Source organism: Tenacibaculum sp. TB-53, from assembly GCF_059716285.2.
Genome location: NZ_CM202790.1, coordinates 833,818 through 847,906 on the forward strand (window position 1 = coordinate 833,818; position 14,089 = coordinate 847,906).

Below are 14,089 nucleotides of genomic sequence, written 5' to 3' on the forward strand. Positions count from 1 at the left end.
GTAGAATTTATGAAGCTAACATTAATTATTTTGTTTTTTCTTTTTAATGTAGTGATAGATGTAATGAAAAGGTAGTGATAGAAAAGCTCCGATAGTTGAAGCTACTCCTAAATACAATAACAAAATAATAAACTCACCTAAGCCTGTACAAAAACTACATTTACCAGATATATATTTTTCATGCCATATAATTATAGCAATGATATCAGAGAAAACAATACCATATGTCACATGTGTACAACCAAAATTATCACTTTTTTTATTCATGTTAATTTTTTTTCTCTTTTTCGGAATATGATTTATACTCAGATAATTTTTTGTAATTTTTAGGTCGTATGGCATAAAAACCAGCAAAGGATTTATCAGGATAAGTTTGTCTTGGTAATTGTTCTATAAAAAAAACTTCGTCGCTACCACCTAATTCTTTAGGTATTTGATATATATTCATATCAGCATTAAACCCCATGGCACCATAACGTCTAAATTTTAAGATATCCCCTTGTGGTAAATGTAATTCGAACATGTAATAACCAGAGGAAAAACTAATAGGGTTTAAACCACTACTTTTTTGTTTGTCCATTTCTACATATTCTGCTAATTGTAGGGTTTTGTTTTCTAATAAATTATCAAAGACCTCAGGAATTTTTACCATACGTACTTCTTCGGGAGCTATTTTGGTAGGATACTGTTTTTTTATATCAATATTTAACTCTTTTGCTTTTTTATAAGTTTGAATTAAATACCACTTTTCTTTGATTTTAAAATAATAATCATATGAGTCAATATGTACATATGAGGCATCTAAATATAGTTCTTTGAACTTTTGTAACCATTCTCTTTTTTCTACATTTTTGAAATTATAATCTAAAGGATCTTTAATTTCTTTATTTAAAAAAGGGTCTATATATTTATTTAAAGTAGTGTCATTATTAATGAGCCAGTTTCCATATGTTTTATACCCAGACATAGTACCATCTATTAGTGTTTCAGAAGATAAACCTGTGCCTAATAGGTTTCCGAAAAAATCTACTTTTATTCTTTTAGACTTTTCTTTTTCTTTACCTATAACAGATAAAAATAGTTGTTTTTGTTCAGCTAATTTCTCTTCAATTATAGAGTGTTCTTTAAACAACGTAATTACATCATAATTTTCTGTTCCTTGATGTTTATGTAAATCTTGATATTCTGTATATTCTTTTTCCATTTTTTGTATAGCTTTTTTCTTTTTTAAATAATTACAACTAGAACTAGTTAACAAAAGCAAACAAATAGCACTAATTTTTATTTTTACTTTCATCATATAACTTAGATTCATAACTTTTCTTTTTGTGTACGTATGCTTTGATAACATTATTTATATATTCTGTGTCAGCAATAGAAGAATCAATAAGTTTATCTTTTAGTTCTTCAACTTTCTTTTTTTCTTGTTTTCGTTTTTCTTCATCTGTTAACTCTTTTCCAAGTTCTACTTTATATTTCATTCTATAGAATTTATCTTTTCCAGCATTCTTTATACGTTCAAATATAGAAGTATTACCGTACTGATCATTAAAACTACCACTATTGTCTTGTAATAATTTTGTGTGTAAAATATGCCCCACAGGAGCAAAGTGAGCATATAAATCAGCACTTTGTAAGGGAGCGTATTGTAGTAGCATATTTTGATAAGTTACATAGACTAAATTATATAGAATGATAGCATACTTTTCGTTGCTAGAATATCTCCATTTACGGGTGAGGTGTTTTGGTACCTTAATAGGAGTTTTAAAATGTCCTTCAAACAAATTAGTAAGGTTAGTTTTAATCGTTTTATTGTTATAACTAGCAATTAGTTTTTTATATAACGCTATTTTTTTATGATTGTTTTCTATAAACGTGTAAGTCCCAATTAAAAGATCACCAACAGCACTTGCGGTAAATTTATGTTTTGTATAGTTCTGGTAGCTTGATTTAGCTAGTTTGAAGGCATTCATAGCTGCACCCCAACGTATGGCTACTCTACTATAACCCTTCCAATGTATACCGTGTATTTGTTGATTTATAGTGGGAGAGTCTAGCTTTTCTAAAGCATCGTAATCGTAACGTTCTTCAGCTACATAAGGAGGAATAACTACATAGCCACTTTCAGCTCCATACATAGACAAATCAATGATTTTTTTATTTTGTTGTGTTTGGTAATACGAAGGAATACTATCTTGTTTATGAAAATATTCAGCACTAAATAACGTTTTATCTCTTTTAGGGTGACAGGCACTTTTTATTTCTGGTATATCTCCATCTATAGTTACTAAATCACCTCTGTCGTTCGGAAAAGTAAATTGTACAGCTCTACTCTTATAAGCGTTCCAATCGTAACAAATAGCTTTTACATGTTCAAATAAACCTCGTTTGTTAAAAACCTTTTTATATTTGGGACTATACAATTCAGAAATAGCACTTAAAAATTTATGTCCGCTATCTTCATTTTTTCCTCTAAGTACAGCATTTTTGTAAACCATGTACTCTTGTGTTTTTTTCTTAATAAGACTATCGTAGTTTTTTCCATACAATCCTTTAGGTTGATGCACTCCTAAAAAAATGGTATTTATGGCTACTTTTTTCCATCCCATTTCGTTAGCATACTTAATAATACCCAGTTTTACACCTGCTGCCATACAAGCACCTTGACTATGACCAACAATAGTTATGGGTTTATAATGTGGAGAATAGCTTTCTATTTGTGGAGATTCTTCTTTTTTAGCATCAACCTTTTCTTTTTTGATGAGCTTCCAATTATAACGAGCCCATTCATAGCCTAAAGCAATACCATGATCAACTCTATGTGCTCCGCTACTTCCTAGCCCATGTGAACCATTAATGTAGTGCACTCTACCTTCTGCATTAAAGTATTTGGCGTAGGTTTTTGTAGCTTTGTAGTCATTAGCAATATCATTCCAGTAACCATAATATTTACTTTCGGGAGTTTTAAAAATTAACGTATTGGGATTTCTAAACTTTTCTTCAACAATTTTTCTAAATTTACTTTTGTGGAGGTCCTTTTCACGTTGTTCTGCAGTATAATAATCATCATGATCAGTACGTTTATATTCATTAGTGTTTTCACCTCTTGAGGTGAACCAACCTGGTTTATCTGGGTTTAAATCCATTATAGCATTCCAGTGTGATTCGCTGTTTGTTTTAAAGTCGCTTAAATAACCATTTATAAAAATAATTTCACCTTGTAATTTTGGGAGTTCTTTTTCTTTTTTTTCTTGCTCTTGTTGCTCAGCAAGTTCTTTTATTTTTTGTTGATTGGCTTCAGCTTGTTTAAGCATTTTTGTGTTACCAGTAAAAGCAGCCCCAATTCTGTCTTTAAAACTAATATCAGGAAATGGAATTTGATCAATAGGCATCACTACAGTTGATTGTGGTGAGCTACTACTAACAAGAACATTATTCTCTCCAGAAGTAATAGTTCCCCCATGTGCAGTCATATCACCTATACATGCTATAGGTTTACCATTAGCAAGAATGCTTGGGTTTCCAGTAACTATAGTATCCATACCTACATTACATATACACATGCTACCAATAGTTGCCACAGGTTTACCGTTAATTAAAATGTTTTGCTCTCCTTGGGTAACAGGTCCTCCAACATGAGGTGTAGACCCACTACACATTGGACATAGGTGATTACTACCTAGAGTTACAACTGGTTTTTTAGACATAGCTTTTTATTTTTTGCGAACTAAAATAATAAAAAAAAGCATTAATTATCAGTTGTTTATGTTTTTTTAGTGAGGTTATTTGTAGAGCCAAAAAAAGAAACCATGGTTACAGCTAGAAAAGTAATGATATATCTTTTGTTCTTTAACATTGAGTTAAAAGCATAAATAATGTTCTAAAAAACAATGAAAATACTTTTAGCTTATTATATCCTAAGAAAAAAAATAATAACATAGTAGAGAAAAGTATTAACTAATCGTAACGAGATAATAACGACTCATGCCGTAGTGTCTTCGGAGCATGCCGTAATATCAGCGATCCGTGCCGAGGTGTTAACGGAGCATGCCGTGATATTAGCAACCCGTGCCGTGGTGTCTTCGGAGCACGCCGTGATATCAGCGACCCAATGGGGGAGTATTCAATAAAGTGTGTCAACTTGTTTAAAATTGCTTTTATTATTGAAGAAGGAAGACAACCTAATTAGGCTTAGTTTGTAATCCCGATAAAAAAATTACACTTTTTTATCTTATTTCTTTATATTTGAAGGTGTTAATAAAATTGCTAAAAGTTCCGCATATCCTACCGTAAAAGGAATATATAAGTAATTTTATTACGCATATAAACTAGTTGTAAGGCATTTGAAAATCGAAACTGAATGGGAGTTTGGAACACTGAAATAAAAGGAAATGATACCACATTAGATATTTACTCGAACTTTTTCGAAAAGTATAATAATGGAGGAAATCAAGTTTGGGTTTCAAACGAAATAAAAACGGAATTTGCTGATTATTTTTCAGATTCGGACGACCGAAATAATTCATTATTCGGACTTGCTTTAGCGCAATGGGAAACAAAATCTCTTGAGCCTAAAATTTTAAAGCAAGTAAAAGAAATAATTGATAGCGGAACTGACTTGGAATTGTGGAAAGAACTTGGTGCAGATGAAAAGACAATTCAGGAAAGAAAAACTGAATTACAGAACTTCTTGAAATTAATATCGACTGAAAAGCCAAAAGCAAAAAGAAGAGTTCGACAAAAATTTGAGTTTACGACAAACGAACTCGTCCGAATTTCAACTGCTGATGGAACAAAGGAATTCAGAATCAACGAAGAATTTACGAACGGAAAATATATCCATACAAGCGGAATAATGGAATGGAATTCAGGTGGTGGAGCTGGAATAATGTACTTTAATGGAAAAGGTAAAAAAGTTTCTGCGAAATGGATTGACAATAACAACTTGGAAATAATCCATGAACCGAATTTGAATTTTGTAAAAAAGGAGAATGAATCGTTTTTCCTAGGAAACGAAGTGAAAATAGAATATAAAACTGAATAAAAAACGCCTTACAACAATGGCTATAAGTAATTGCTTGTTCTTGCCTATTTCTGAAAATCCTTGCGGATTTTCAGTTTGGTGTGTACTTGCAAAGTTAAGTGCTAACCCACGCAACTACTCATAGCCGAGACCGTTGCCCACCATTTGAGAAATGACAGACGAAGAACTAAAAAAGATAATAACAGAATTAGAAAATCGAAATGAAAGAGAGAAAGCATATTTCGGATTTTATCAATATGGTGGTGGACCAGATGAAAGTTGTATAAAAGCAAACCGGAAAGGGCTTGAACTTTATGCAGTTGAATTACTAAAAGCCGGACTTGAATCTGAAAATCGTGAGTATGAAAAAAACAAGGTCGAATCTGTTGAGTTGAACATAGACTGGACTGATGAAAATGGAGAATTCTTCTTTGACTATGTAGAACTTACGAACAAAGACAGAGAATCTAAAGACAAATTATTCCCTGAATATAAAGAAACTTGGAAAGACAAAGCTTATAAAATAGGATGTATCGGAATTGGAATTCTGCTAATTGGACTGACAATTATCGGTTTTTTTTCAGTTCTGAATTGGCTATGATGAACAATAAAAAACGGTGGGCAACAACGCATAAAAGCAATTTGGGGTTGATTTTCTATCGAAAATCAAGTACATTTAACCAAAGTCAGTGCAAAGGTCGAAAAGGCGTTGCCATTTTCTCCCAAACTGACTTCTATGCAAACCCGTTGTGCTTAATTTGATGAAAAAAATCGGAATATTAATTTGTTACTGTTATGTACTTCAATCTTGTATACCAAGTTTTGGAACAAAAAAGCTGATTAAAAAAAGTGAAGTTGAAATAAATAGTGCGGATATTAATGGAATTTATAGTAATACTTCTGATTCAAACACTGAATTGACTTTGTGGAGAACACTACAATTAAACTCAAAAAAATACAATGACACAACTGACTTGGAATCGGACATAATTAAACTTGAATTGATTAAACCAAATGAAATTGAAATCTCATTAACTCGTGACCAAAAAAAACTAAAATCAATTAGACTAAATGGAAAAATCAAGGATAAATCTTTTTCGCTTAAAAGATATAGAGAATTAATTCCGTTTTATCCAATTTATGCAAAGGATTATGAGGCAAAAGCTATCCTATCTAAATCGGAAAATGAATTAATTTTAGTACAAGGAATAAGTAACTCTGGTGCGATTTTAATTTTAGGAGCTGGAAGTGAATGGGTAAAAACTTATAAATTTGAACAAATAAAAAACTAAGCACAACAATGGCTATAAGTAATTGCTTGTTCTTGCCTACTTTGGAAATTCCTGCGGAATTTCCAACTCGGTGTTTGCTTGCAAATCTCAGTGCTAAACCACGCAACTACTCATAGCCGAGAACGTTGTAAGTAAGGCTGAAAAACGACGTATGAAAATAATATTTATAATAATTGGAATTATAGTTCTGTTCATAATTTACAGATATTTTGCATTCAAAAGAGAAAGTGCTAAAACTCATAAGTTGAGATTTGAAAGAATTAAACCGCTTGTGGAAAAATTAGAAAACGGCAGAGAAATACAGAAAGATGAAATCCTGGAATATGCAAAAGATAATAAAACTCGCGAACTGACTTATCAAATACTATCCGAACATAATAAAACGGAACTATTCCCTAAAGAATATCTGACAATTGAAAGTGGTGCAGAAAGCAAACTAGTTAACTGGCTTGAATTCCCAACTGAATTGGACAAAGCACCTGATGAAATAAAACATCTTGAAAAAGTAAAAATAGATTTTGACGGTAACAATGTATATTATCATGTATTTAAGTATATGACAAATAAGCCACATTGGGCTGCTGAAAATGGATGGATGTTAGGTGTAGTTGGACCATATTTTGACGACAGTAAACCTTATGACTTTCCTGTAGCAACATTTAGTAGATGTAGTAGTAAACTTGGAGAAATTGAACCAAAAGACGAAGTGAAATGGGTTCATGAAAATATAGCACTGAAAAGATAAAGCCCTACTTACAACACCGACTATAGTTCATTGCTTCGGATTTTCTACCGAAAATCCTCGCAAATTTGCTATCTTCGGTTTACGGCGGAGAAATCCTCGCGGATTTTCACGCAACGAAACCATAGCCAAACACGTTAGGCACAATTTGAACCAAAATGACAAAAAAAACAAATAATACCTTTGTTTTAAATAACGTAATCAATGATTTAATAGACGCTGAAAAAAGTCTTATCAATCCGTTGATGAAACTTAATTATTTTGGTCGAATTACTAAAAATACGGAATTGACTGAATACACACTAAATGAAATTAAAGGCTATTCGGTGGATTCAAATCTACCTGATTATAGAAAAATTGGCTCAAGATTGTACGTGGACTTTCAAGCTGGCTGGAACAGTCATCCAAATAAAGAAATACCAATTTTTGGACTTGATAAAGACATTCAAGAATTTTGCAAATATATTCCTGTTTACGAAAGTATCAGAGAAATAGAAAATATGAATTCAAAATTCAGCGAAAAAGGTAGTAGTTATGAACTTCAATTTCCTATTCCGTTAGAGCTATTACCTCAAATACAACCTTATGCGACAAAACTTTATAGAAGTGACATAAGAATGCAGGTTACTGGAGCAAGATTAATTGGTAATAGCAGTAAAATGCTCGGAATTACTGAAACTGTAAGAACAAATCTATTAGCATTTTCAATGGAAATCGCTGAGCAATTTGGCTACGAAATTGGATTGACTGACTATAACGAACAAAGAGAAGCAAATAACAAAACAATATTACATTATATGACGACAAATAATATTACAACGACTGGAGATGGCAATGTAATTAATACTGGCGACAAAGCTAAAATTGAAGCTAACATTACAATAAATAAAGGGAACAAAGATGAACTTTCTGATTTCTTACAACAAAATGGAATATCAGCAGAGGACACAGCTGAATTAGTTGAAATCATTGACACAGAAGAACCAAACCCAGTAAAGAAGACTTTTGGAGCGAAAGTAAATGGTTGAATTGGAAAAATGGTTAATAAAGCTTTAGATGGTTCGTGGAATGTTGGAATTGGAGCTGCTGGAAGTTTATTAGCCGAAGCAATTGGAAAATATTACGGATTTTAAAAAAACTGTGCCTAACAATGGCTATAAACAATTGGGGTGAAAGTGATAAAACCAAACTATAAACATAAAACAAAGGTCGGTGCTAAACTGAAAAGTTAGGGCATAAAATCCCCAACTGTTCATAGCCCAAACCGTTATGTGTAATAAGCTACAAAATATTAATTAAAAAATGAATAAAACAGTTTTACTTTTATTTTTCTTAACTTTCATTAGCTGTAATAGTGATGATATCGATATGAGTGAAGAACAAGGTGAACCTACTCAATTGATTATTGGAGAGAAACAATATTACCCTGTTGAAAATCCTTATTATATAAGTTGGTTAGATCTAAATATCTTTAATAATGATATTTTAGTTTCTGGGATTTCTTTTAAAGACAATAATTCTGAAGGTCTATTTATTAATTATCTAGACCAAAACTTAAATATAACAGACAAGAAATCCCCTATTAGAGATCAGTTTAATCAAAATTCTAGTTTTCATAACGGAAACATTGAGTCTAGAAATATAATTACTATTCCACAAAACAATAATCTTTACATAGCATATTCTTATCTAACTGACTATGAGAATAAATCTATGCTTATAAAAACTTCAAATAAAGGCAATCTTATTTGGGAAAAAGAACTAGATAATAAAACTTTTGTGAATAATTTTGTGATTATTTCAAACAATCTTTTTGTCTTAAAAAATTTAATTGTTGGAAATCAAGAAAATAGAAAATCAAGCATTTTGATATTTGACTTAAACAGCAATTTTATTAATGAAATAAACTTTCCTGATGAGTATAAAAATTTCAATGACATTATCAGTCTTGATAACGAATCAATTATCTTATCTTGTTTTAAAAAAGAATTAGGTATCTCTGAAATAGAACCATATATCATAAAATCTGATTTACAAGGCAATATATTGTGGGAACTAAAGCTTCACACTTTTTTTGACTTTACATTTAGATATGATAATTTCATAATTAATAAAACAAATAATTATATTTTATCTGTAATGCCCGATAGACAAAATGGTAGACATATTTTCTGTAAAGTATCATTTGAAGGACAGTTAATTTGGAAAAAAAACATTACTATTAACAATTTTCCCTATAACAGATTTGAGTTCATTGAAGATTTTAAAACTGACAATAATGGTAATACATATTTAATCGGAGCTGTTAATGAGCAAATAGGTTTTGGACCAAGACGAATGGCAATAGCAAAATATGATCTTAACGGTAACCTTGAAAAGTCATATTATCATAGAAATGAAAATGACGAGCAATGGGGACAATCTATAGATTTAACTAATAAAAATATTTATACTTTATCAACTAATTACCCATCTCATAAAGTTTCTTTAATTAAATTAAACTTTGATTTAGAAATAGAATAACTACACATAACAATGGCTCCTATGAAAAACACTAGTCCAGTTGTTTAAAGTTACTATATTTATTTTTAATTCTTACATAATAATAATTTTAGGGTGTTGAATTGTTGATAAACTACAACTTATCCAACTCACTTACAATAAGTTCACACCCTTTTTCTATTTCCTCATCAGAAATGGTGAGTGGAGGGGTAATACGAATGGCTTTTCCTTCAAAAAGTAGCCAGAATAAAATTAGCCCTTTATCTAAACAGTTTAAAATAACTTGTGAAGCTTCTTCAGGAGTATCTACTAGTAAAGCAAGCATTAATCCTTTTCCTCTAATTTCTTTAACCGCAGGATGATTCTTAAAGGCATCGCGAATAATTTTTTCTTTTCGTAAGGCTTCTTCCATTAAGTTAGAGGAAGTGATTTCTTGTACGGTCGCCAATCCAGCACTCGCAATTACAGGATGGCCGCCAAACGTAGTAATATGTCCTAATTTCGGGTGTTCTTTTAAACAGTTCATTATTTCAAAAGAAGCTATAAAAGCGCCGATTGGCATTCCACCACCTAAACCTTTTCCTGTAATAATAATATCAGGGATAACATTGTAATTTTCAAATCCCCAAAATTTTCCTGTACGTCCAATTCCTGATTGAATTTCATCTAAAATTAATAAAGCTCCAACTTCTTCACAACGTTGTTTTACTTTTGTTAAGTAGTTATTTTTAGGCTCGATAAATCCTGCACCTCCTTGGATGGTTTCTAAGATAACACCCGCTGTTTTAGATGTTATTTTTTCTAAATCTATTTCGTTGTTGTATTCAATAAACTTACTTCCTGGAATTAACGGACGAAATGCACGATTTTGTTGTTCGGCACCACAAACACTCATAGCACCTTGTGTATTTCCATGATACGCATTTTTAGCGGCAATAATTTCACTTCTACCCGTAAAACGTTTGGCTAATTTTAGAGCACCTTCGGTAGCTTCGGTACCAGAATTTACCAGATAAACAGACGAAAGGTTAGGAGGTAAGGTAGCAGCCAAGGCTTTGCACAACTCTAATTGAGGTTTTTGTATAAACTCACCATACACCATTACATGGGTATATTGTTCCAATTGATTTTTTATAGCTTCATTTACCTTAGGATGATTATGTCCTAAACTATTTGCAGAAACTCCTGCAACAAAATCTAACATCGCTTTTCCGTTGCTATCATAAATATAACTTCCTTTGGCGTGTGAGATTTCAATAGCTAATGGGTGAGGTGTGGTTTGGCCTTGGTATTTAAAAAAATCGTCTTTCACAGAAATTATTTTAATTTTTTAAGTTTTAGCTTTTTTTGTTCTTTCTTGTTTTTTGAAGTTTCTTCGATAAACATTTCCTTAGCTTCTTTTACAACATCAGGTTGTTTTTTTCTTTTTGATGGAACGGTAGAAGTAGCGTCTTTTATAAAAATATCTTCCACAGTTAAGGGTTGTTCATCTCCTCGCCATAAAAAGCCTTTGAATTTTTTTTCGTCAGAAGGGAATTCAGAAGGAGGAAAAGTTTTTCCTTCAGATTTTTTAAAGTATTTAGTTTGTATTATTTCTCCATCTTCTAAAATAAACTCAATATCACTTGCTATTTCTTTGGTAATTGTTTCTAATTCTTGTGTTTTTTCGTTGTTACTGTAGTATAAAGACTCTGCATTACCCTTAACTAACATTGTTCTTAATTCTCCTTTTTCAAACTTACCATAAATATTTCTTCCTTTAATTTGATTAAAGTTTTCTGTATGAACGGAGTCTTGTTGAATCATAAAACCATTTTGTAATACTTTTAAAGAGTCAAGTTTATTTGTTTCTTTATTAGATACTAACTGAATGCTGTCTCCTGTAATTTGACTTTTATTAGACCATAATATGGGATTTTTAAACATTCTGGTTAATCCCGTTTCTTGACTACTGTGAATAGAGTCGCATTTTCCTTGTAAATCGGACTTGAATATTTTTACATTGTTAAAAATTCTAGCAATACGTTTTTCTGGTTTACCGGTAAGTAAAATTTTATCGCCCGCAACATGCATAGAGTCTTTTTCAAATACAGAAATAGCAACAGCTCTATCAATTATAAATAAAGAATCTTTGAGTTCGTATAATTCAGCATAATTTCCTTTTGCTACCATATTTTGAACGGTATCAACTACTTTTATATTGTTGGTTGCAGAAGCAAAACCGTTACGTTTATCATAATACAAACTATCGGCAGAAACGGTTCTTTCTTTTAAAAATAATTTTGCACGTTTTACAAAGTATGAAACATCGGTATTCGTATCGTAAAAACCTCTTTCAGAATATACTTTAGTGCTATCTTTTAAATTAGTAATGGTACTTGGCCCGTATAAATAAGCTAAGTTAGTATTGGTATAATAATCTAAATGGTCAGACTCTAAATGATTTTCAGGGTTTACAACTGTTACTTTTGTTTTAGCAGTAAACTTTTTTTCTCTTAAAAGATAGGTTCCTTTTTTACTTTTCAAGGTGTTTTTAGTATCACGAATAGTTCCGCCGTTTGGGTAATACAAAATTTGATTAATTCTGTCAAAATGAAGCGTATCAGTTTTTAGCGTCATTTCTTTATCGTTTATTTCTACATTTCCCCAAGATTTCGCCTTTTTAGTGTTTCCGTTATAGGTAGCAAAATCACTGTATTGAATAATACTATCTCCTTGTTCAATAATTACTTCACCAATGGCCTTAAATAAGTTTTTGTCTTTGTAAAGTAGAGCTCTTTTACAATCTAAAGTAGCACCTTCGTGTGACATTTTAACTTTTCCTATAAGTATAGTAGCTCCAGGGTACTTGCTTTCATCGGCAGTACTTAGTTCGGTAGAAAGTATTTTGATTTTTTTTGTTTGAGAAAAACTTACAACAGAAAATAATATAAAAGTTAGTAGAAATAGTTTTTTCAAAATAATACGATTTAATGCACAAAAATAATGAAAAGAATATGCCAAAATCTTAATAAAGAAATAAAATTATCAAGATAAATAAAAGGCTGTCATTTAGTAAATGGTTAATTTTGTAGCAAATTAAAAAATTATAAAGATATGAGCGCTCATTTTGATTTATCAAAAGAAGAGATGAAGTCTTACGGATATAAAATTGTAGATATAATTGCAGAACATTGGGCTACTTTAGAGCAAAAAAAGCCTGTAGCTAGTGCTTCTAGAAAAGAAATGGATAGTATTTTCTTACAAGAAGCACCAAACGAAGGAATGTCTGCTGAAAAGGTACTAGATTTTGTGATGGATAATGTAATACCAAACAGTACAGTTATTTCTCACCCTAAAGCATATTCATTTGTACCTGGACCTAGTAACTTTATTAGTACTATGGCTGATAGTTTAGCTACTGGATTCAATATTTTTTCTGGTGGATGGATGGTTTCTCCAGCAGCAGCTGAGTTAGAAATTGTAACAATGAACTGGTTACTAAAAATGTATAATTTCCCTGTTGAAAAAGGAGGAGGAATTTTTACCAGTGGTGGTTCTATGGCAAACTTAACAGCTTTGGTTACCGCGAGACGTTTAAAGTGTGGTGATGATTTTTCTAAAGCGGTGATTTATTTGTCTGATCAGGCACACTCTTCAAATATTAAAGCAATTCGTGTTTTAGGGTTTAAAAAAGAGCAAATTCGAATTTTACCAACAGATTTAGAGTTTAGAATTAGTATTAACAAATTAAAAAATGCTATAGCAAAAGACCGACTAGAAGGGTTGCAACCATTTTGTTACATCGCTTCTGCGGGAACCACCAACACAGGTACTGTAGATCCTTTAAATGAAATAGCTGACATTTGTGAAGAGGAAGATTTATGGTTCCATATTGATGGAGCTTATGGTGGAGCCGCTATTTTAGCTGAAAAAGGAGCCAAAGCTTTACGAGGAATTGAAAGAGCTGACTCTCTTACTGTAGATCCGCATAAGTGGTTTTACCAACCTTATGAAATTGGTTGCTTATTAGTAAAAGATGCTTCTTGGTTAAGTGGTACTTTTAGTGAAAAACCAGAATATTTACGCGATATTGAAGGAAATGAATCTGAGATTAACTTTTACGATTACGGAATTCAGTTAACAAGACGTTTTAGAGCTTTAAAATTTTATATGTCTATTAAAACATATGGATTAGATGCTTTTAAAGAAGCTGTTACTTACAACATCCAATTAGCTGATGATGTAGAAAAGATGCTGCGTAAAAGTAGAAATTGGGAAATTATTTCACCAGCTACCTTGGCAGTAATTAATTTTAGATATAATCCTATTGGATTAAACTTATCAGAAAAAGAAATTGATGAATTAAATCAGAAAATTTCTCAAAAGATAATGGAATCAAGAGAAGCATTTTTAGTAACTACAATATTAAATAAACAAGTAGTGCTTAGAATGTGTCTGATAAACCCAAAAACAACTATGGATGATGTGAAAGAAACCTTGGAGTTGTGTCATCAATTTGGTAAAGAAATTTTAAAAGAAAAATAGATT

General features: G+C 31.3%; 13 protein-coding genes. 8 read left to right on the plus strand and 5 right to left on the minus strand.

All coding sequences use genetic code 11. From position 1 onward, the window contains the following. Positions 1-21: 21 nt before the first annotated feature. Genes AC3VJB_RS03730 through AC3VJB_RS03740 form a run of 3 tightly spaced genes read right to left on the minus strand, consistent with a single transcriptional unit; the run spans position 22 to position 3,707 of the window. Positions 22-267 carry a hypothetical protein gene (locus tag AC3VJB_RS03730; protein ID WP_159495147.1) on the minus strand — a complete coding sequence of 82 codons (246 nt, stop codon included), beginning with the start codon at positions 265-267 and terminating at the stop codon, positions 22-24. 1 nt (position 268) lies between these two features. Beyond that, positions 269-1,315: a hypothetical protein gene (locus tag AC3VJB_RS03735; protein ID WP_167713888.1), complete on the minus strand. Its 1,047-nt coding sequence runs from the start codon at positions 1,313-1,315 to the stop codon at positions 269-271. Next, entirely contained in the window at positions 1,275-3,707 is a 2,433-nt protein-coding gene (locus AC3VJB_RS03740; protein ID WP_497666776.1) for a PAAR domain-containing contractile injection system baseplate protein, read from the minus strand. The genes AC3VJB_RS03735 and AC3VJB_RS03740 overlap by 41 nt, the downstream gene beginning before the upstream one ends. A 285-nt stretch (positions 3,708-3,992) precedes the next feature. Here AC3VJB_RS03740 and AC3VJB_RS03745 point away from each other — a divergent pair, with 285 nt between their 5' ends. From AC3VJB_RS03745 to AC3VJB_RS03775, 7 genes are all read left to right on the plus strand, one after another. After that, positions 3,993-4,130, plus strand: coding sequence for a hypothetical protein (locus AC3VJB_RS03745; RefSeq protein ID WP_167713886.1), 138 nt, complete (start codon positions 3,993-3,995; stop codon positions 4,128-4,130). Between the two features lie 230 nt (positions 4,131-4,360). Continuing rightward, entirely contained in the window at positions 4,361-5,044 is a 684-nt protein-coding gene (locus AC3VJB_RS03750; protein WP_167713885.1) for a hypothetical protein, read from the plus strand. 151 nt (positions 5,045-5,195) lie between these two features. Continuing rightward, positions 5,196-5,624: a hypothetical protein gene (locus tag AC3VJB_RS03755; protein WP_167713884.1), complete on the plus strand. Its 429-nt coding sequence runs from the start codon at positions 5,196-5,198 to the stop codon at positions 5,622-5,624. Positions 5,625-5,784: 160 nt separating this feature from the next. After that, a complete protein-coding gene (locus AC3VJB_RS03760) occupies positions 5,785-6,315 on the plus strand; it encodes a hypothetical protein (protein WP_167713883.1) in 531 nt (176 codons plus the stop codon). A gap of 151 nt (positions 6,316-6,466) precedes the next feature. Then, positions 6,467-7,060 carry a hypothetical protein gene (locus AC3VJB_RS03765; RefSeq protein ID WP_167713882.1) on the plus strand — a complete coding sequence of 198 codons (594 nt, stop codon included), beginning with the start codon at positions 6,467-6,469 and terminating at the stop codon, positions 7,058-7,060. Positions 7,061-7,215: 155 nt separating this feature from the next. Beyond that, positions 7,216-8,085: an AbiTii domain-containing protein gene (locus AC3VJB_RS03770; protein WP_497666777.1), complete on the plus strand. Its 870-nt coding sequence runs from the start codon at positions 7,216-7,218 to the stop codon at positions 8,083-8,085. 340 nt (positions 8,086-8,425) lie between these two features. Continuing rightward, a complete protein-coding gene (locus AC3VJB_RS03775; RefSeq protein WP_073184171.1) occupies positions 8,426-9,580 on the plus strand; it encodes a hypothetical protein in 1,155 nt (384 codons plus the stop codon). Positions 9,581-9,692: 112 nt separating this feature from the next. Here AC3VJB_RS03775 and AC3VJB_RS03780 read toward each other — a convergent pair whose 3' ends face one another. Continuing rightward, positions 9,693-10,871, minus strand: coding sequence for an aspartate aminotransferase family protein (locus tag AC3VJB_RS03780; RefSeq protein WP_167713880.1), 1,179 nt, complete (start codon positions 10,869-10,871; stop codon positions 9,693-9,695). A gap of 5 nt (positions 10,872-10,876) precedes the next feature. Further along, a complete protein-coding gene (locus AC3VJB_RS03785) occupies positions 10,877-12,517 on the minus strand; it encodes an OstA-like protein (protein WP_167713879.1) in 1,641 nt (546 codons plus the stop codon). A 138-nt stretch (positions 12,518-12,655) separates the two neighbouring features. Here AC3VJB_RS03785 and AC3VJB_RS03790 point away from each other — a divergent pair, with 138 nt between their 5' ends. Next, complete coding sequence (locus AC3VJB_RS03790; protein WP_159491212.1) at positions 12,656-14,086, plus strand: pyridoxal phosphate-dependent decarboxylase family protein; 1,431 nt, start codon at positions 12,656-12,658, stop codon at positions 14,084-14,086. Positions 14,087-14,089 lie beyond the last annotated feature (3 nt).

Coding starts and splice junctions, on each gene's coding strand:
- AC3VJB_RS03755 (WP_167713884.1), top strand. CDS start 5,196: ATGACAGACGAAGAACTAAAAAAGATAATAACAGAATTAGAAAATCGA.
- AC3VJB_RS03775 (WP_073184171.1), top strand. CDS start 8,426: ATGAGTGAAGAACAAGGTGAACCTACTCAATTGATTATTGGAGAGAAA.
- AC3VJB_RS03765 (WP_167713882.1), top strand. CDS start 6,467: ATGAAAATAATATTTATAATAATTGGAATTATAGTTCTGTTCATAATT.
- AC3VJB_RS03760 (WP_167713883.1), top strand. CDS start 5,785: ATGAAAAAAATCGGAATATTAATTTGTTACTGTTATGTACTTCAATCT.
- AC3VJB_RS03790 (WP_159491212.1), top strand. CDS start 12,656: ATGAGCGCTCATTTTGATTTATCAAAAGAAGAGATGAAGTCTTACGGA.
- AC3VJB_RS03750 (WP_167713885.1), top strand. CDS start 4,361: ATGGGAGTTTGGAACACTGAAATAAAAGGAAATGATACCACATTAGAT.
- AC3VJB_RS03735 (WP_167713888.1), bottom strand. CDS start 1,315: ATGAATCTAAGTTATATGATGAAAGTAAAAATAAAAATTAGTGCTATT.
- AC3VJB_RS03740 (WP_497666776.1), bottom strand. CDS start 3,707: ATGTCTAAAAAACCAGTTGTAACTCTAGGTAGTAATCACCTATGTCCA.
- AC3VJB_RS03730 (WP_159495147.1), bottom strand. CDS start 267: ATGAATAAAAAAAGTGATAATTTTGGTTGTACACATGTGACATATGGT.
- AC3VJB_RS03770 (WP_497666777.1), top strand. CDS start 7,216: ATGACAAAAAAAACAAATAATACCTTTGTTTTAAATAACGTAATCAAT.